Raw genomic sequence first — 16417 nt, 5'->3', positions numbered from 1 at the left:
TCACTCTTTGAGGTCAAGAGAGATTACCCTTTGTCGTCGTTTCTATTGGCGGATCGACCATCAATCTTGAGGGTGTTCCAAATGCATTGAAAAACCTAAAGTCTTGTGGTGTTCTATTCTTTTTGACTTTTAAGGAGCCCTGATGAAAACGAAAATCTGGTTGAGCAGCGTGTTGTTGCTGTTGTCTGGGCTGGCACAAGCCAGCGACCCGGTGCCACTCAAAGTGTTGGTGGGTTTTGGGGCCGGCGGTTCTGCCGACCTGGCCGCACGTTTGTTGGCCGAACGCCTCAAGGATGAATTAGGGCGTCCTGTGGTCGTTGAAAACCGCGTGGGTGCAGGTGGTCGCATCGCCGCTGAAGCTTTAAAGAATGCTGCACCCAACGGTGCGACGGTGATGTTGGCTCCGATTGTGGTGCCCGTGCTGGCACCGCTGGTTTACAAAAAGCTCAATTACGAGGTGCAAAAAGACTTGGCACCTGTAGCGCACATTGCCGACTTCCAGTTTGGGGTGTCGGTTAAGGCCGACAGCCCGATTCGCAGCATTGCGGACTTGGTATCCGTTGTCAAAAAGACGCCTGCCATGGGCTCATACGGCTCACCTGCACCAGGCAGTTTGCCGCATTTTTTTGGCGTCATGATCGGTCAGAAAACTGGTTTGGATATGACCCATGTTCCCTACAACGGGGGCGCACAATTGATGACCGCGCTCATCGGGGATCAAGTGACTTTGGGAATTGATACGCTGGTGGACCAGGGGGAGATGCACCGCGCAGGCAAAAGCCGCATCCTGGCGACATCAGGCGCCCAGCGTAATGCCTTGTTTCCGGATGTACCTACGCTGCGCGAGTCAGGCTTCAGGGATTTAGTCGGCGTGGGCTGGTTTGCCTTGTTCGCGCCGGGTGGCACGGATTCATCGCAGATCACCACTTTGAATGCCGCAGTCAATCGCGCTTTGAAAAATCCGGCACTCAAGGATCGCTTCATCAAAATGGGTCTGGAAATTGGTGGCGGCAGCCCACAAGACCTGCAAGCACTGATCAGCACAGAAACCACTCGTTGGGCACCCGTGGTGAAAGCTTCAGGCTTTACAGCCGACTGAACGGCCACTCAAGCGCCAATTAAAAAGGCCAAGTGGTTTGACTCCACTTGGCCTTTTTCATCAGGCCGTAGGCGCTTTGATCGAACCCCACACCGCCTCGATGCCCATGCCGATGGACAGCAAATTGGTGTCAGAGCCCAAAGGGCCGTCGATCTGCATCCCCACCGGCAAACCGCCTGCTGTCATTCCCGCAGGGATCGACAGGCTGGGAATACCGGCGTTGGTGCATGGGTCGGTGTTGCGGATGCAAGTGCCAAAGGTGTCTTTGTCTTTTTGTTCAACACCGCCGACGGTGTAGCTGAGGTTTTTGGAGCCATTGGCAGCATCGATCTTGGGTGCGGCCAAGAGGGTTGTTGGGAACATCACGCACTCCACGCCTTGCGCTGCGAAATAGTCTTTGTAGAGTTTTTGCAAAGCGGGGCGCTTGGTGGCCATGATGCCCAAATAGGCATCGTGGAAAGCAGCTTCACTGAAAGGCCCCTGAATGGCACCAAAGGCTCCCGCCACATCCGGGCTGGCGAGTTGGTCAGCGACTTCCTTGACAGTTTTAACGGGCGCGTTGTTGGCCGTCAGGTAAGCGGGAATGGCATGCACTGGTTCGTGCAGGGCAATCGGAAACGACATCTCGCCATTCAGCGCCATGATGCCCGCTAGATCGGCATCGACAAACACCACACCTGCAGCTGCCAGCTTTTTCTTGGCGGCATCGGCCACCGTTTTCACACTGTCATCCAGGCCCGACCAGAAGGTGGCAGGAATGCCGACTTTGAGGCCTTTGAGTGATTTGGCAACAGGTACATCGCCGCCAGCAATCACCGCATCCAGCAATGCCAGGTCGGCTACCGTGCGAGCCATGGGGCCAACGGTGTCTCGTGTGGTGCTGATCGGCAAGGCGTCGTTGACGGTGTCGGGGTAGCGGCGGCCTTTGCCTTCGCCATCGCCCACCGAAGGGCGGAAACCGGCCACACCACAGAAGGAGGCGGGCACGCGTGTGGATCCCCCCGTGTCTGTGCCCAGACCGGCCGGTGCAAATCTTGCGGCAATGGCCACAGCCGTTCCGCCCGATGAGCCACCAGGGATTCGGGTGCTGTCATAGGGGTTTTTGCAGGGGCGTGCTGAACCGCCTGACTGGTCTGTGCTCAGAGTGAAGTTGGTGCTGGTGATGCCAAAAGCCCACTCGTGCAAGTTCGATTTGCCCAAAATAATCGCGCCTGCATCCACGAGTTTTTGCAAAGAGGGCGCATTCTGTTTGGGCTGAAAATTGCGCAGCGAGGGGGTGCCTCCCGTGGTCTTCATGTCTTTGGTGTTGATGTTGTCTTTGACCACGATTGGCAATCCAGCCAATGCGCCCAGGCGTTTGCCCGCCGCACGGTCCATGTCAACTTGCCGGGCTGCTGCCATGGCTTTGTCTTCATTCAGATAAATCAGGGCATTGAGATGGCTGGCTGCCTTGGCTCGGGCGATCATGGTGGCCATGTAGGTCTCTGCCTTGAGGTGGCCGTTCTTGATGTCACGGACCACTTGTGTGGCAGTCAGCTCTAGCAGCGGATCGTTCGTTTTCGCCGTTGCCGCGTGGCCACCTACAGCCGTCAGGGCCAGATCGCCCATGACGGCTGCCACAGAGACTGCGCCGGTATTTTTAAAAAATTGTCGTCTTGAAGCGTTTGGGGTCATATGGTTCTCCTGTCTGGGTTTAAGCGCCTGAATGGGCGTCTGCACCATGCTAGAGATACCGTTCGCGAGCGACCATCCTTGCTATTGAGGAGGTGTTGCTGGCACTCAGGGCCTGAGTTTGTGCACCAATGCCGCCCGGTTGCTCACACCAACTTTGCGAAAAGCGTTTTCCAGGTGGGTGCGCACCGTGGTGGTGGAAATTTCCAGCGCACGGGCTATTTCCTTGTCGGTCATGCCCAGCATGACGAGCCGTGCGGTGTCCTGTTCGCGCGTGGTCAGGCGTTGGGACAGCGTGTTGAGCGTCAAGCCTTCATGTTGCTTGGGCCTTTGGGCGCGGGCAAGCGCCGTGACAAAAGCAGGCTGGAGCATGTCGAGCAAGCGCAACTCGTCGGGTGTGAAGTTGTCCCTGCGCTTGTCGCGCCAGATGCGCATGTCACCCAGGTTCTGCCCCTGGTGCCATGCGTATAAGTTCACACCCCAATACAAGCCATCTTTGTTCAGGAAATCGTTGAAGAATTCGGTTTTCTTCAGCTCGTCAATTGCCAGTACATCGGTGGCACGAACTGCCACCCGGTAACGCTGCATGAGCGGTGTGATGGGGTCATGGAACTGGTAATAACTTTCATAGGCCCGCAAGTTCAGGGGGTCCATGTTGATCTGGATAGGCTGGGCAAAGCTCTGGCTGCCGGGTTGCCAGACAAAGCTGGCGTAGTACTGGGCACCGAGCAACTGCATGACCAAGTCACCCATGATCTCGCGGATTTCGGTTTCTTCATGGGGCTCGGCCAAGGTCTGCATGATCTGGCCAAGTAGCGTGGCCTGTTTTGAACTCAGATACATGGTGTGCGTGTCTTTACTGAATGACCTCTCTGGATTACATACCGGATTGGTCTACTTGGCGAACCGGGTTTGCCCCATCCTCTTTATCAAGGAGAGTCTGGTGTTCAGGAAATTCCACGGCACTTGCCACGACATCTGAAGGCGGCATGCATTCGCGAGCAGGGGCAAGCGCCCACGAGAGACTTGGGCTGTGAGTCAAACCCTTGGCTGCCATTCCTGTGGGCGGCCGCCCCTGCGGCCGAAGGGTCGATTGAGCGGAGCCGCTCAATTCTGGCGGTGCGCTGCGCAAACCGGGCACGCCGGGTTGCGCTGCATGCGGATGTCGGTCCACGACAGCTCGCGCCCATCGAGCATCAGCAAACGCCCGGCCATGTGGCTGCCCATGCCGCTCAGAATCTTGAGGCCTTCGGCGGCTTGCACGGAGCCGATGATGCCCACCAAAGGTGCGAACACACCCATCGTGGCGCAGCGTGTTTCTTCGGGCAGGTTTTCGGGTGGGAAGATGCAGGCGTAGCAGGGGGCTTCGGCTTGCGTGCTGTCAAACACCGAGACTTGCCCGTCCATGCGGATGGCCGCGCCCGAGACCAGCGGTTTGCGGTGGGTCACGCAGGCACGGTTCACGGCCTGACGGGTTTCAAAGTTGTCGCAGCAGTCCAGCACCACATCGGCTTGCGCCACCAGCGTGTCGAGCAAAGCCGCATCGGCCCGCTGGGTGATGGGCGTCACAACAACATCGGGGTTGATTTGTGCAATCGCCGTACGCACCGAGTCGGCTTTGGATTGGCCGACCCGGTCGAGCGTGTGGGCAATCTGGCGCTGCAAATTGGTGGCGTCGACCTGGTCATGATCCACCACGGTGATGTGGCCCACCCCGGCGCTGCCCAGGTAGAGGCTGACCGGAGAGCCCAGACCACCTGCACCAATGATCAGCGCATGCGAGGCCAGCAGTTTTTCCTGGCCGTCGATGCCCAGCTCGTTGAGCAAGATGTGCCGCGAATAGCGCAGTAACTGTGCGTCATCCACGGTGCTCAGTCGTCTTTCTTTTCGACCTTGCGCTCGGCCAGCGTGGTGCTGGCCTTGACGGGCAGACCCTTGAGCTTGTTCAAGGCCTGGATCAACTGAAAGTCCTTGTCCGAGCCGAACTCGGGCAAGCGGCGTTCAGCCACGGGCTTTTTGGATTCTTCTTCCAGTTTCTTGATCGCTTCTTCGCGGGCTTTTTCGCGAGCCGGGTCTTTTTTCTCTTCGGCTTCCTTGCCGTTGCTCAGGTGTTTTTCCAGATCGGCTTCGCGGGTGCGCAAGGCAGAGAACACATTGCCGTTCTCGGTTTCGTCGAGCATGATCTCAGGCACGATGCCTTTGGCCTGAATGGCGCGGCCATTGGGCGTGTAGTAGCGTGCGGTGGTGATCTTGAGCGCCGTGTCAGGCCCCAGCTGGCGCACGGTTTGGACCGAGCCTTTGCCAAAGGTCTGGCTGCCCATCAGGGTGCCGCGTTTGTAGTCCTGCAAGGCTCCCGCCACGATTTCGCTGGCCGAAGCGGAGCCTTCGTTCACCAGCACCACCAAGGGCACTTTTTTCAGTGCGCCGCCTGTGGCTTGCGTCAGGCGATGGATCGGGTCATTCGACGCATTGCGACGCCAAAATTGGGGCGACGCCTTGTAGGTGAATTTGCTTTCTTCCAGCTGGCCGTTGGTCGTGACCACCGTGACGTTTTCAGGCAAGAAGGCGGCAGACAGCGCCACCGCAGCATCGAGCAGGCCGCCCGGATCGTTGCGCAGGTCGAGCACCAGGCCTTTGAGCTGGGGCTCGTCCTTGTACATGTCTTCGATCTTGCGGGCGAAGTCCTCGACCGTGCGTTCCTGGAACTGCGAAACGCGAATCCAGCCGTAGCCGGGTTCGATGATTTTGGATTTGACCGATTGCGTCTTGATTTCTTCGCGGACGATGGTCACCGGGAAGGTGCGGTTTTCGGACTTGCGGAAGATGGTCAAAAGCACCTTGGTTTTGGGCTCGCCGCGCATGCGCTTGACGGCTTCGTTCAGGCTCAGGCCCTTGACGGCGGTGTCATCGATCTTGGTGATCAGGTCGTTGGGCTTGAGGCCAGCCCGATCGGCTGGGGAGCCTTCGATGGGCGAGACGACCTTGACCAGACCATCTTCCTGGCTGATCTCGATGCCCACACCGACAAATTTGCCGGTGGTGCCTTCAGAGAACTCCTTGAAGCTCTTTTTGTCGAAATACTGGGAGTGGGGGTCCAGGCTGGACACCATGCCGGAGATGGCTTCGGTGATCAGTTTTTTCTCGTCCACTGGCTCGACATAGTCGCTCTTGACCATGCCAAAAACGGCTGCCAGCTGCTGCAGTTCTTCGAGCGGCAAGGGGGCCATGTTGCCGCGCGCCACGGTTTGCAGTGACACGGTGGTCAATGCGCCAGCCAGTGCGCCCACGCTGATCCAGCCCGCGATCTTGAGTTTCTGTCTCATGTGCTTGTGTGTTCCCAGTCAGAAGCGGGTCAATATACACCCGCGAGCGGGGTGTTTGGGGCGGCAGGTCCGTAAATGCCCTGCCGCCCGGGCAGATTGGCCGGTCAGGCTTTGCCTTGGCCTGCCACGGCAGCCGCAGCTTTGGCTGCCGCCTCGGCATCGCCAAGGTAATAGTGGCGGATCGGCTTGAGGTTTTCGTCCAGCTCGTACACCAGCGGAATGCCGTTGGGGATGTTCAGGCCCACGATGTCACTGTCCGAGATGCCGTCCAGGTACTTGATCAGGGCGCGGATCGAGTTGCCGTGCGCTGCGATCAGCACGCGTTTGCCGGACTGGATGCTGGGCGCGATGCTGTCGTTCCAGGCGGGCAAGACACGGGCCACGGTGTCTTTCAGGCATTCGGTCAGGGGAACCACTTCGGGCTTGGCGTAGCGGCGGTCGCTGCGCTCGCAGCGGGGGTCGGTCGCTTCCAGGGCCGGTGGGGGGGTGTCGTAGCTGCGACGCCAGATCAGCACCTGCTCGTCGCCGTATTGCTTGGCCATGTCGGCTTTGTTCAGGCCTTGCAGGGCACCGTAGTGGCGCTCGTTCAGGCGGTAGTCCTTGACCACGGGCAGCCAGGTGCGGTCCATCTCGTCCAGGGTGTACCAAAGGGTGTGGATGGCGCGCTTGAGCACCGAGGTGTAGCACAGATCAAAGTCCCAGCCTTCGGCCTTGAGCAGTTTGCCGGCCGACATGGCCTGGCTCACGCCGGTGGGGGTCAGGTCGACATCGGTCCAGCCAGTGAAGCGGTTTTCGAGGTTCCAGGTGGATTCGCCGTGGCGGATCAGGACGAGTTTGTACATGGGTATAAGCAGCAGAGGCTGAATAAAACAGGGGGAACAAAACAGAGGTTAAGGCCGTCATTTTAGAATCGAGACTTGGCGGCCCGCTGACGGGCCGGTATTTTGTGGCTTACAAAGGTCTGATTCGTGAAATTTCTCCTCGATAACTGGATGCTCATCACCGTGGCTTTGGCTTCGGGTGTGGCTTTGCTTTTTCCTGTCTTGAACAAAGGCAGCGGGCTCAGTCCTCAGGACATGGTGCAACTGATGAACCGCGAAAAAGCCATCGTCATTGACGTGTGTGAGCCTGACGAATTTGCCCGGGGCCATGTCATTGGTGCCAAAAACCTGCCTTTGGGCCAACTTGAAGACAAACTGGCCCAGGTGGTCAAAAGCAAATCTTCGCCCGTGGTGATGGTTTGCCAGGTGGGCGCGCGCTCTGCCCGTGCAGCGGCCACAGCCCGCAAACTCGGATTTGAAAACGTGCAGTCTCTGGCCGGTGGCCTGAAGGCTTGGCAAGTGGCCAGCATGCCGGTCGAAAAAGCCTGATACCCAAGGAGCGCTCATGCAAACCGTCAAGATGTACACCACCGCTGTTTGCCCGTATTGCATTCGGGCCAAACAAATTCTCAAAGCCAAAGGCGTTGAGCAAATTGAAGAAATCCGCATTGACCTGGACCCGGCTCAGCGCGACCACATGATGCAAACCACGGGCCGCCGCACCGTGCCGCAAATTTATGTGGGCGATACGCATGTGGGCGGCTGCGACGACCTGATGGCACTGGACGCCAAAGGCGGTCTGGTGCCTTTGCTGCAAGCTGCCTGAGCTTTTGGGGCCTCACAACCCCCTGGGGTTTTCACAATCAGGGCTTGCTCAAACCCTGTTTCTGATCGCTGATAATCCATTTGTTTCATCCTTGGGCAGTCCCTTGTGGACTGCCTGTATTTTTCTCAAGAGAATTCCATGACCGATACCGCTGTCAACACCGAAGCCCAATCCCCTGTTTTCCAGATCCAACGCGTGTACCTGAAGGAGGCTTCGCTGGAGCAGCCCAATTCGCCCGCTATCCTGTTGGAACAGCAACAACCCAGCGTGGACATCCAGCTGGGCGTGGAAGCCACCCCTGTGGCTGAAGGCGTGTTTGAAGTGTGCGTGACCGCCACCGTGCACACCAAGATTGCCGACAAGACCGTGTTCCTGGTCGAATGCAAGCAAGGCGGCATTTTTGAAATCCGCAATGTGCCCGAAGACCAGATGGGCGCGATCATGGGCATCGCTTGCCCGCAAATCGTTTACCCCTACCTGCGCGGCAACGTGGCCGACGTGATCACCCGCGCGGGCTTCCCGCCTGTGCATTTGGCCGAAATCAACTTCCAGGCCATGTACGAGCAGCAGCAAGCCCAAGCTGCCGCCACGCAGCAGTAAAGCGCGAACGCACCCGGCATGCAGATCACCATCATCGGTGCTGGGGCTTGGGGCACGGCCTTGGCGATCGCCGCCAGCCGCCAGTCGCCAGCTCACAGGGTGAGCCTGCATGCACGCGACGCGGCCCAGGCCGAAGCCCTGCAGCGGGAGCGCTGCAACGCGCGCTATTTGCCGGGCATCGCCTTCCCGCAATCACTGGCCATCACTTCGGGTCCGCTGGACGCCATGCTGCAGACGGCGCAACCAGAAGACCTCTTCATCATCGCCACGCCCATGGCTGGTTTGCGCAGCACCTTGCAAGCGCTGCAGGGCGTGAGCGCGTCGGTGGCCTGGCTGTGCAAGGGTTTTGAAGCCGACACCGGCCTCATGCCCCACGAAGTGCAAGCCCAAGTCGCCCCGCAGTTGCTGGCCGGAGCGCTGAACGGCCCCAGCTTTGCCCAAGAAGTGGCCCGCACCCAACCCACCGCGCTGGTGGCCGCCAGCCCCCATGCGTCGGTGCGTGATGCGCTGGTCAAGGCCTTCCATGGCGGCGCTTTGCGCGTGTATGCCAACGACGACATCGTCGGGGTCGAGGTGGGCGGGGCCGTCAAAAACGTGCTGGCCATCGCCACCGGCCTGTGCGACGGGCTGGACTTGGGCCTGAACGCCCGCGCCGCCCTGATTACCCGGGGCCTGGCCGAAATGACCCGCTTGGGTGTGGCGCTGGGCGCCAAGCCCGAAACCTTCATGGGCCTATCCGGTCTGGGCGACCTGGTGCTGACCGCCACGGGTGACCTCAGCCGCAACCGCAAGGTGGGCCTTTTGCTGGCGCAGGGCCTGAGCCTGGAGCAGGCCGTCACATCGCTCGGCCATGTGGCCGAAGGCGTGTACAGCGCCCGCACCGTTTGGCAACGCGCTCAGAGCCTGGGCGTGGACATGCCGATCACCGAAGCGGTGGTGTCTTTGCTCGATGGCCGCTTGCAAGCCCGTGAGGCCGTTCAGGTCTTGATGGGGCGTGGGCCTCGGGGCGAGGCGGTCTGAGGCTGTCAGTCACCTGCTCTGCAGTGCTGCCCCCTGGCCTGACCGCCAGATCTCAGTTGGGCGTGTAGGCCAGCCGCACGTAGATAGGCGCAAAAGCCTCGGCCTGGGTGATCTCGATCAGCGTTTCCTTGGCCAGCTCGAGCAGGGCGATGAAGGTCACCACCAGCACGGGCGTGCCCAAGGTGGGGTCGAACAGGTTCTCGAACTCGACGAATTTACGGCCTTGCAGGTGTTTGAGCACGATGGTCATGTGCTCACGCACGCTGAGTTCTTCGCGGCTGATCTTGTGGTGTTGAACCAAATTGGCGCGTTTCAGAATGTCGCGCCAAGCCGACTGCAGCTCGTCCATGCTCACATCCGGAAAGCGCGGCTGCATGCTCTGCTCGATGTAGACCTGTGCTTTCAGGAAGTCGCGGCCGTAATGCGGAATCTCGTTGAGCTGCATCGAAGCCAGCTTCATCTGTTCGTATTCGAGCAAACGGCGCACCAGCTCGGCCCGTGGGTCTTCGGCTTCTTCGCCTTCGGCCACTTTTTTGGGCGGCAGCAGCATGCGCGACTTGATCTCGATCAGCATCGCGGCCATCAGCAGGTATTCGGCGGCCAGCTCCAGGTTGTGCTGGCGGATTTCATCGACATAGCTCAGGTACTGGCGCGTCACGCCCGCCATGGGAATGTCGAGGATGTTGAAGTTCTGCTTGCGGATCAAATAAAGCAACAAGTCCAGTGGGCCTTCGAACGCCTCCAGAAACACTTCCAGCGCATCGGGCGGGATGTACAGGTCTGTCGGCATCGAAAACAGCGGCTCGCCGTACAGGCGCGCCAAAGCCACCTGGTCCACCACCACGGGCATGGTCGCAGGCGCGCTGTCCGCTTGCTGCGGCAGGGACGTGTGATCGGTGTGCTCGGTGGTCATGGTGGCGTTGCGGACAGACGCTCAGCTGGGCGTTGCAGTTCGCTTTAAAAACAGCGCTTGTTCAGGCCTTGGTCTGGTAAACGTAGGGCTTCTGGGCCACGCGACCTTCGCTGAATTCGGCCTGCACGGCACGGTCAACCTGCTTGTCCCACAGCAAGGCGCGGCCTTGGCGTTGCTCGGCTTCGAGCTGGGGGTGCTGTGCTTTGAGCTGGTCGATGAATTGGGTCGTGTCTGATGCGTAATCAGGGCGGCGGAAAAAAGACATGAGCGGCATCCGGACAAAGGGTAAACAAAGGGTTTTGACAGCCACTGAAGGCCATCAAAACCCGACAAACGGCATTTTACCGGGCCTGACCGGGTGACCAGCTGACGGCGCGTGCCAGGCCTGCAGCCAAGTCGGGCTGCAGGTGGCCATCCAGGTGCTCCAGCAGGCCGCTGCGACGCGCGATGTCGAGTGGCTGGTGGGACAAGCCGCACACAATCAGGTGGGTGGTTTTTTTTCGGCAGGTCTCGATCAGGTTCATCAAGGCGTCGGCACCGGACGAGTCGATGTAAATCACATTTTTCAGATCCAGGACCAGAACAGGCGTCTTGATGTTGTCCTCAATTTCCTCGATCAGTTTGACCGCGCCAAAAAACAAAGCCCCATACAAACGCCAGGCCTGCACCTGGTGCGCGAATTCGGCCAGGCCAGGGTGGTCAAGTTGGCTGACGGGTTCGCTTCGGCTGAGGCTGGAGATGCGGTAAATGAAGGTCAGGCAGGCCGCGATCAGGCCGACCTCCACCGCTACGGTCAGGTCAAACACCACCGTGAGAAAGAAGACCGCCAGCAAAGTCACCCGGTAAGGCATGCGGTATTGGCGCAGCTGCCAGAACTCAAGCCACTCGCCCATGTTCCAGGCCACAAACATCAAGATGGCCGCCAGGCAAGCCAAAGGGATGTGTCCGGCCCAGGGCGCGGCGACCAACACCACTGCCAGCAAAGTCAGCGCATGCACCATGCCCGAAATGGGACTGGAGCCGCCACTTTTGATGTTGGTGACAGTGCGGGCGATGGTGCCTGTGGCAGGCATGCCACCAAAAAATGGCGTCACAAAATTGGCCACACCTTGCGCCATCAACTCCTGGTTGGGGTTGTGGCGGTCGCCGATCATGCCGTCGGCAATGCGTGCGCAGAGCAAGGATTCAATGGCCCCCAAAAGCGCCAGTGTCAGGGTGGGCATCAGCAAAAAGCGGGCGCTGTTCCAGCTGAAGTCAGGCCACTGAAATGAAGGCATGGCGGCCGGGATGCCTCCAAATTTGCTGCCAATGGTCTCCACCGGCAAGGACAGCATCCAGGTGGCCAAAGTGGCAAACACCAGGGCGATGATGGAGCCCGGGATCATGCTGACCCAGTTGTATCGGGTCTCGGCCAGGCGGCGACTCATGCGCAGCCAACCGATCAGCAGCGACAAGGATGCCAGAGCCAGAAGCAGTGCCGCCAGGTTGGTGCTTTGCAGGTTGTGCCAGAGGGTGTTGACGATGCCAAAGAAATCGGCGGGCATGGTGGTCACCTTGAGGCCCAGCAAATCCTTGATTTGCGAGAGCATGATCAACACCGCAATGCCATTGGTAAAGCCAATGACCACGGCCACTGGAATGAATCGGATCAGGTTGCCCAGCCGGAAAAGCCCCATCAGGAACAGCAACACCCCGGACATGGCCGTGGCCAGAATCAGGTTGGCCAGGCCATACCGATCGACGATGCCGTAAACGATGACGATGAAGGCCCCCGCTGGCCCACCAATCTGGACCCGGCTGCCGCCCAGGGCTGAAATGAGGAAGCCCGCGATGATGGCCGTGAAAAGCCCGGCTTCGGGTTTGAGGCCCGAGGCAATGGCAAAAGCCATGGCCAGCGGCAAGGCCACCACGCCGACGGTGAATCCGGCACCGATGTCCTGCACGAGTCGTTGGCTGTTGTAGCCTTCCAGGCTGTCCAGCAATCGGGGTCTGAAAAAATGGGTTGCTTGCAGCCAGTTCATGGGTCTTGGGGTGAGGTGCGTTCAGCGCAGGGCAGATCAATTATGTGGCACGCTGGCGCAGGTCATCGAGCAAGGGGCGCAGACTGAGCAGCCACAGCAGGCCAGCCAAGGGCACGGTGGTCACGTAGCCCCAATATTTGAAGCCCATGGCCCCCAGCAGCCCACCCAGAAGGAAGCCCAGGACCAGTCCAGTTTGAATTCGCAGGCGTTCGCGGTTGGCGCGCACGGGGGATGGCTCTTGCAAGCGGTTGAGGTAAACCCATTTGCCCAGTTCAATGCCGATGTCGGTCACCAAGCCGGTGATGTGGGTGGTGCGGATCTCGGCTTTGGAGATTTTGGTGATCACCGCGTTTTGCAAACCCATGATGAAGCACAGCAGGACCACCGTCACAGGCAAAAACACCTGCGACCAAGCTGCAATGGCGGCACCAAACAGGCCAAACACCAGCAGGGCAAAGGATTCGAGCATGAGCGGCAAGCTGTAGCTGCTGCGCAAGTGCTGGCGCAGCCCCCAGTTGACCATGATGGCGGTGCACATCGCACCTAACAAAAAAGCCACAAGACAAGCCAGTCCGGCCAACGCCAGGTCCAGATGGCCCAGCACCACATCGTCGGCCACCGACGAAACAATGCCCGTCATGTGCGAGGTGTAGCGGCCTACCGCCAGAAAGCCGCCTGCATTGGTGGCCCCGGCCACAAAGCTGAGCACCAGCCCCAGTCGCAGATTGGCCCCCGGGCTTCGCTGCACATCGGTCCATCCGTGGATCAGGGGAAACATGTGCAGCGTTTTCTGGGTGTGAGGGGATCAGTGAATCCGCATGCCGGGCTTGGCCCCGGGCCAGGGGTGCAGCACGTGGATGCCGGGCTCGGCTTTCTCGTCGGCGTGGCTGGCAGCCAGCACCATGCCTTCACTGACGCCAAACTTCATCTTGCGCGGGGCCAGGTTGGCCACCATCACGGTGAGCTTGCCAATCAGGTCTTCGGGCTTGTACATGCTGGCGATGCCGCTGAACACATTGCGCGTGCGGCCTTCGCCCACGTCCAGCGTCAGGCGCAGCAGCTTGACCGAGCCTTCGACCGGTTCGCAGTTGACGATTTCGGCGATGCGCAAATCGATTTTGGTGAAGTCATCGATGCTGATGGTGGGGGCGATTTCTTCGCCGCCGGGGATCAGCGCTGGCACTACCGGCTCGGGCGATTCAAACAGCGATTCGAGTTGCTTGATGTCCACGCGCTGCATCAGGTGTTGGTAGGCGTTGATGCCGTGGCCCGCGCCCAGCAGGCTTTGGGCGCCGGCAAAGGTGAACGGTGCGACGTTCAGGAAGGCCTCGACCTGCGCGGCCAGTGCAGGCAGCACCGGTTTGAGTTGCAGCGTCAGCAGGCGGAAGGCTTCGATGCAGGCGGTGCACACATCGTGCAAGCGCTCTTCCTGGCCTTCTTGTTTGGCCAGCTCCCAAGGCTTGTTCTGGTCGACATAGGCGTTGACCTTGTCGGCCAGCAGCATGATTTCTCGCAAGGCCTTGCCGTATTCGCGCTCTTCATAAAAAGCGGCGATGCTGGGCGTGGCGCTTTGCAGTGCGGTAAGCAGGGCTTGACCATCCGCGCTCACGGTGCCCAGTTGGCCGTCAAAACGCTTGGCAATGAAACCCGCCGAGCGCGAGGCGATGTTGATGAACTTGCCCACCAAATCGCTGTTGACCCGCGCCATGAAGTCTTCGGCGTTGAAGTCGATGTCTTCGTTGCGGCCCGACAGCTTGGCTGCCAGGTAGTAGCGCAGCCACTCGGGGTTCATGCCCAGGCTCAGGTACTTGAGCGGGTCCAGACCTGTGCCCCGGCTTTTGCTCATCTTCTCGCCGTTGTTCACCGTCAAAAAGCCATGCACATTGACCTTGTTGGGCGTCTTGCGGCCGCTGAAGTGCAGCATGGCGGGCCAGAACAGCGTGTGGAAGGTGACGATGTCCTTGCCGATGAAGTGGATCTGTTCCAGATCGGGGTTGGCCATGTAGGCGGCGTAATCTTCGCCGCGCTTGTCCAGCAGGTTTTTCAGGGACGCCAGGTAGCCCACGGGCGCATCGAGCCAGACATAAAAGTATTTGCCCGGTGCATCAGGGATCTCGATGCCAAAGTAAGGCGCATCGCGCGAGATGTCCCAGTCGCCCAGGCCTTCGCTGGTCGTGCCGTCGGGGTTGGTGCGCACCGAAAACCACTCTTTGACCTTGTTGGCCACCTCGGGTTGCAGCTTGCCGTCTTGTGTCCACTGAGTCAAAAACTCAACGCAGCGCGGGTCGGACAGCTTGAAAAAGAAATGCTCCGAGGTCTTGAGTTCAGGCTTGGCACCCGACAGGGCCGAAAACGGGTTGATCAGGTCGGTGGGGGCATAGACCGCGCCGCAGACCTCGCAGTTGTCGCCGTACTGGTCTTTGGCGTGGCACTTGGGGCACTCGCCTTTGATGAAACGGTCGGGCAAGAACATGTTCTTTTCAGGGTCAAAGAACTGTTCCACGGCGCGCACTTCGATCAGCGAGCCACCGTCGGCCTCGGAAATGTCGCGCAGGTCGCGGTAAATCTGGCGCGCCAGCTCGTGGTTCTCAGGCGCGTCGGTGCTGTGCCAGTTGTCAAAAGCGATGTGAAAGCCGTCCAGATAGGGCTTGCGGCCCGCCGCGATGTCGGCCACGAACTGCTGGGGCGTCTTGCCCGCTTTTTCTGCCGCGATCATGATCGGCGCGCCATGTGTGTCGTCAGCGCCCACAAAGTTCACCTGGCTGCCCTGCATGCGCTGGAACCGCACCCAGATGTCGGCCTGGATGTATTCCATGATGTGGCCGATGTGGAAATTGCCGTTGGCATACGGCAGGGCGGTGGTGACGAAAAGCTGGCGGGGCGCGGTGGGGGCAGACATGGTGGGGCAACTTGTAGGGGAATCGGTGATTTTAGGGTGTACCGGGCCGCATGTCGGTAAACTGCCCCCCATTCTTGGATAGCTCAGAAAGCATTAGACCCCCATGGCGACCACCGAACAACTCCTGCAAGCGCTGCAAACCGTCATCGACCCGAACACGGGCAAAGATTTCGTTTCCACCAAAACACTCAAGAACCTCCAAGTCGAAGGCAGCGATGTGTCTTTTGATGTGGAGCTGGGCTATCCCGCCAAAAGCCAGATTCCGGCGCTGCGTCAGGCCTTGATTGCGGCTGCCAAAGGCGTTGCAGGCGTGGCCAACGTGTCGGCCAACGTCACCAGCAAGATCACCGCCCATGCCGCTCAGCGCGGCGTGGCGCTGCTGCCGCAGGTCAAAAACATCGTGGCCGTGGCCTCGGGCAAGGGCGGCGTGGGCAAAAGCACCACCGCCGTCAACCTGGCGCTGGCGCTGGCCGCCGAGGGGGCCAAAGTGGGCCTGCTGGACGCCGACATCTACGGCCCCAGCCAGCCCATGATGATGGGCATCGAAGGCCGCCCCGAAAGCGAAGACGGCCAGACCATGGAGCCCATGGAGAACTACGGCGTGCAGGTCATGTCGATCGGTTTCTTGGTCAGCCAGGACGAAGCCATGATCTGGCGCGGCCCCATGGCCACCCAGGCGCTGGAGCAGTTGCTGCGCCAGACCAACTGGAAAGAACTGGATTATTTGATCGTCGACATGCCGCCCGGCACTGGCGACATCCAGCTCACACTGAGCCAGCGCGTGCCCATGACGGGCGCTGTGATCGTGACCACCCCGCAAGACATCGCCTTGCTGGACGCCAAAAAAGGCGTGAAGATGTTCGAAAAAGTCGGCGTGCCGATTTTGGGTCTGGTCGAGAACATGGCGGTGCACGTGTGCACCAACTGCGGCCATGTCGAGCACATTTTTGGTGCCGATGGCGGCAAGAAGATGGCGGCCGAATACGGCATGGATTACCTGGGTGCACTGCCGCTGGACATGCAAATTCGCCTGCAAGCCGACAACGGCAAACCCACCGTGGTGTCTGACCCCGACGGCGAAGTCGCCCAGATCTACAAGGCGGTGGCCCGTCAGGTGGCGGTCAAGATCGCGGCCAAGGCCAAGGACTTTTCGAGCAAGTTCCCGACCATCAAGGTCAGCAAGGACACCTGAGCGGCAAGGTCGCCAGCGATCTTGAAGCACCA

The 16417-nt window shown here is 59.8% G+C and carries 16 protein-coding genes; 6 read left to right on the top strand and 10 right to left on the bottom strand.

The annotated features are described in order from the left end of the window. The first annotated feature begins 142 nt into the window (after positions 1-142). Positions 143-1099: a Bug family tripartite tricarboxylate transporter substrate binding protein gene (locus tag B9Z33_RS06085; protein WP_108286012.1), complete on the top strand. Its 957-nt coding sequence runs from the start codon at positions 143-145 to the stop codon at positions 1097-1099. A gap of 60 nt (positions 1100-1159) precedes the next feature. Here B9Z33_RS06085 and iaaH read toward each other — a convergent pair whose 3' ends face one another. The 5 genes from iaaH to gpmA form a co-directional block, all read right to left on the bottom strand. Further along, on the bottom strand, positions 1160-2707 hold the full coding sequence (gene iaaH / locus B9Z33_RS06080; RefSeq protein ID WP_108286011.1) for an indoleacetamide hydrolase: 1548 nt from the start codon (positions 2705-2707) through the stop codon (positions 1160-1162). A 171-nt stretch (positions 2708-2878) separates the two neighbouring features. Further along, the gene (locus B9Z33_RS06075; protein WP_108286010.1) at positions 2879-3613 is read right to left on the bottom strand and encodes a LuxR C-terminal-related transcriptional regulator; all 735 of its coding nucleotides are present in this window, start codon (positions 3611-3613) and stop codon (positions 2879-2881) included. 264 nt (positions 3614-3877) lie between these two features. After that, a complete protein-coding gene (locus B9Z33_RS06070) occupies positions 3878-4636 on the bottom strand; it encodes a molybdopterin-synthase adenylyltransferase MoeB (RefSeq protein ID WP_108286009.1) in 759 nt (252 codons plus the stop codon). A 5-nt stretch (positions 4637-4641) separates the two neighbouring features. Next, positions 4642-6093, bottom strand: a complete 1452-nt coding sequence (locus B9Z33_RS06065; protein WP_108286008.1) for a S41 family peptidase — start codon at positions 6091-6093, stop codon at positions 4642-4644. Between the two features lie 104 nt (positions 6094-6197). After that, positions 6198-6935 (bottom strand): 2,3-diphosphoglycerate-dependent phosphoglycerate mutase, encoded by a 738-nt coding sequence (gpmA, locus tag B9Z33_RS06060; protein WP_108286007.1) that lies wholly within the window; start codon positions 6933-6935, stop codon positions 6198-6200. Positions 6936-7061: 126 nt separating this feature from the next. Between gpmA and B9Z33_RS06055 the strand changes: the two genes are divergently transcribed. The 4 genes from B9Z33_RS06055 (at position 7062) to B9Z33_RS06040 (ending at position 9360) form a co-directional block, all read left to right on the top strand. Further along, the gene (locus B9Z33_RS06055; protein WP_108286006.1) at positions 7062-7463 is read left to right on the top strand and encodes a rhodanese-like domain-containing protein; all 402 of its coding nucleotides are present in this window, start codon (positions 7062-7064) and stop codon (positions 7461-7463) included. A 16-nt stretch (positions 7464-7479) separates the two neighbouring features. After that, positions 7480-7740, top strand: coding sequence for a glutaredoxin 3 (gene grxC / locus B9Z33_RS06050; RefSeq protein ID WP_108286005.1), 261 nt, complete (start codon positions 7480-7482; stop codon positions 7738-7740). Positions 7741-7878: 138 nt separating this feature from the next. After that, a complete protein-coding gene (gene secB, locus B9Z33_RS06045) occupies positions 7879-8340 on the top strand; it encodes a protein-export chaperone SecB (RefSeq protein ID WP_108286004.1) in 462 nt (153 codons plus the stop codon). A gap of 18 nt (positions 8341-8358) precedes the next feature. Further along, positions 8359-9360, top strand: coding sequence for an NAD(P)H-dependent glycerol-3-phosphate dehydrogenase (locus B9Z33_RS06040; protein WP_108286003.1), 1002 nt, complete (start codon positions 8359-8361; stop codon positions 9358-9360). 52 nt (positions 9361-9412) lie between these two features. On the opposite strand, the gene B9Z33_RS06035 is transcribed toward B9Z33_RS06040, so the two are convergent. From B9Z33_RS06035 to metG, 5 genes are all read right to left on the bottom strand, one after another. Continuing rightward, positions 9413-10273, bottom strand: coding sequence for a ScpA family protein (locus B9Z33_RS06035; RefSeq protein WP_108286002.1), 861 nt, complete (start codon positions 10271-10273; stop codon positions 9413-9415). Positions 10274-10334: 61 nt separating this feature from the next. Then, a complete protein-coding gene (locus B9Z33_RS06030; protein ID WP_108286194.1) occupies positions 10335-10538 on the bottom strand; it encodes a DUF3460 family protein in 204 nt (67 codons plus the stop codon). Positions 10539-10614: 76 nt separating this feature from the next. After that, the gene (locus B9Z33_RS06025; protein ID WP_108286001.1) at positions 10615-12294 is read right to left on the bottom strand and encodes a SulP family inorganic anion transporter; all 1680 of its coding nucleotides are present in this window, start codon (positions 12292-12294) and stop codon (positions 10615-10617) included. A gap of 40 nt (positions 12295-12334) precedes the next feature. Next, positions 12335-13072 (bottom strand): YoaK family protein, encoded by a 738-nt coding sequence (locus tag B9Z33_RS06020; RefSeq protein ID WP_108286000.1) that lies wholly within the window; start codon positions 13070-13072, stop codon positions 12335-12337. 27 nt (positions 13073-13099) lie between these two features. Continuing rightward, entirely contained in the window at positions 13100-15193 is a 2094-nt protein-coding gene (gene metG / locus B9Z33_RS06015; protein ID WP_108285999.1) for a methionine--tRNA ligase, read from the bottom strand. A gap of 103 nt (positions 15194-15296) precedes the next feature. Between metG and apbC the strand changes: the two genes are divergently transcribed. Then, positions 15297-16385, top strand: coding sequence for an iron-sulfur cluster carrier protein ApbC (gene apbC, locus B9Z33_RS06010; RefSeq protein WP_108285998.1), 1089 nt, complete (start codon positions 15297-15299; stop codon positions 16383-16385). The last annotated feature ends 32 nt before the right edge of the window (positions 16386-16417 follow it).

The organism is Limnohabitans sp. T6-20 (assembly GCF_003063505.1).
GTDB lineage: Bacteria > Pseudomonadota > Gammaproteobacteria > Burkholderiales > Burkholderiaceae_C > Limnohabitans_A.
Note: the sequence above shows the minus strand (reverse complement) of the source record. Positions and strands in the feature narration are given on the sequence as shown.

What these genes read in the sequence shown, in the direction of transcription:
- B9Z33_RS06085 (WP_108286012.1), top strand. Translation starts at nt 143, where the DNA reads ATGAAAACGAAAATCTGGTTGAGCAGCGTGTTGTTGCTGTTGTCTGGG.
- iaaH (WP_108286011.1), bottom strand. Translation starts at nt 2,707, where the DNA reads ATGGGCGATCTGGCCCTGACGGCTGTAGGTGGCCACGCGGCAACGGCG.
- B9Z33_RS06075 (WP_108286010.1), bottom strand. Translation starts at nt 3,613, where the DNA reads ATGTATCTGAGTTCAAAACAGGCCACGCTACTTGGCCAGATCATGCAG.
- B9Z33_RS06065 (WP_108286008.1), bottom strand. Translation starts at nt 6,093, where the DNA reads ATGAGACAGAAACTCAAGATCGCGGGCTGGATCAGCGTGGGCGCACTG.
- gpmA (WP_108286007.1), bottom strand. Translation starts at nt 6,935, where the DNA reads ATGTACAAACTCGTCCTGATCCGCCACGGCGAATCCACCTGGAACCTC.
- grxC (WP_108286005.1), top strand. Translation starts at nt 7,480, where the DNA reads ATGCAAACCGTCAAGATGTACACCACCGCTGTTTGCCCGTATTGCATT.
- secB (WP_108286004.1), top strand. Translation starts at nt 7,879, where the DNA reads ATGACCGATACCGCTGTCAACACCGAAGCCCAATCCCCTGTTTTCCAG.
- B9Z33_RS06040 (WP_108286003.1), top strand. Translation starts at nt 8,359, where the DNA reads ATGCAGATCACCATCATCGGTGCTGGGGCTTGGGGCACGGCCTTGGCG.
- B9Z33_RS06035 (WP_108286002.1), bottom strand. Translation starts at nt 10,273, where the DNA reads ATGACCACCGAGCACACCGATCACACGTCCCTGCCGCAGCAAGCGGAC.
- B9Z33_RS06030 (WP_108286194.1), bottom strand. Translation starts at nt 10,538, where the DNA reads ATGTCTTTTTTCCGCCGCCCTGATTACGCATCAGACACGACCCAATTC.
- B9Z33_RS06025 (WP_108286001.1), bottom strand. Translation starts at nt 12,294, where the DNA reads ATGAACTGGCTGCAAGCAACCCATTTTTTCAGACCCCGATTGCTGGAC.
- B9Z33_RS06020 (WP_108286000.1), bottom strand. Translation starts at nt 13,072, where the DNA reads ATGTTTCCCCTGATCCACGGATGGACCGATGTGCAGCGAAGCCCGGGG.
- metG (WP_108285999.1), bottom strand. Translation starts at nt 15,193, where the DNA reads ATGTCTGCCCCCACCGCGCCCCGCCAGCTTTTCGTCACCACCGCCCTG.
- apbC (WP_108285998.1), top strand. Translation starts at nt 15,297, where the DNA reads ATGGCGACCACCGAACAACTCCTGCAAGCGCTGCAAACCGTCATCGAC.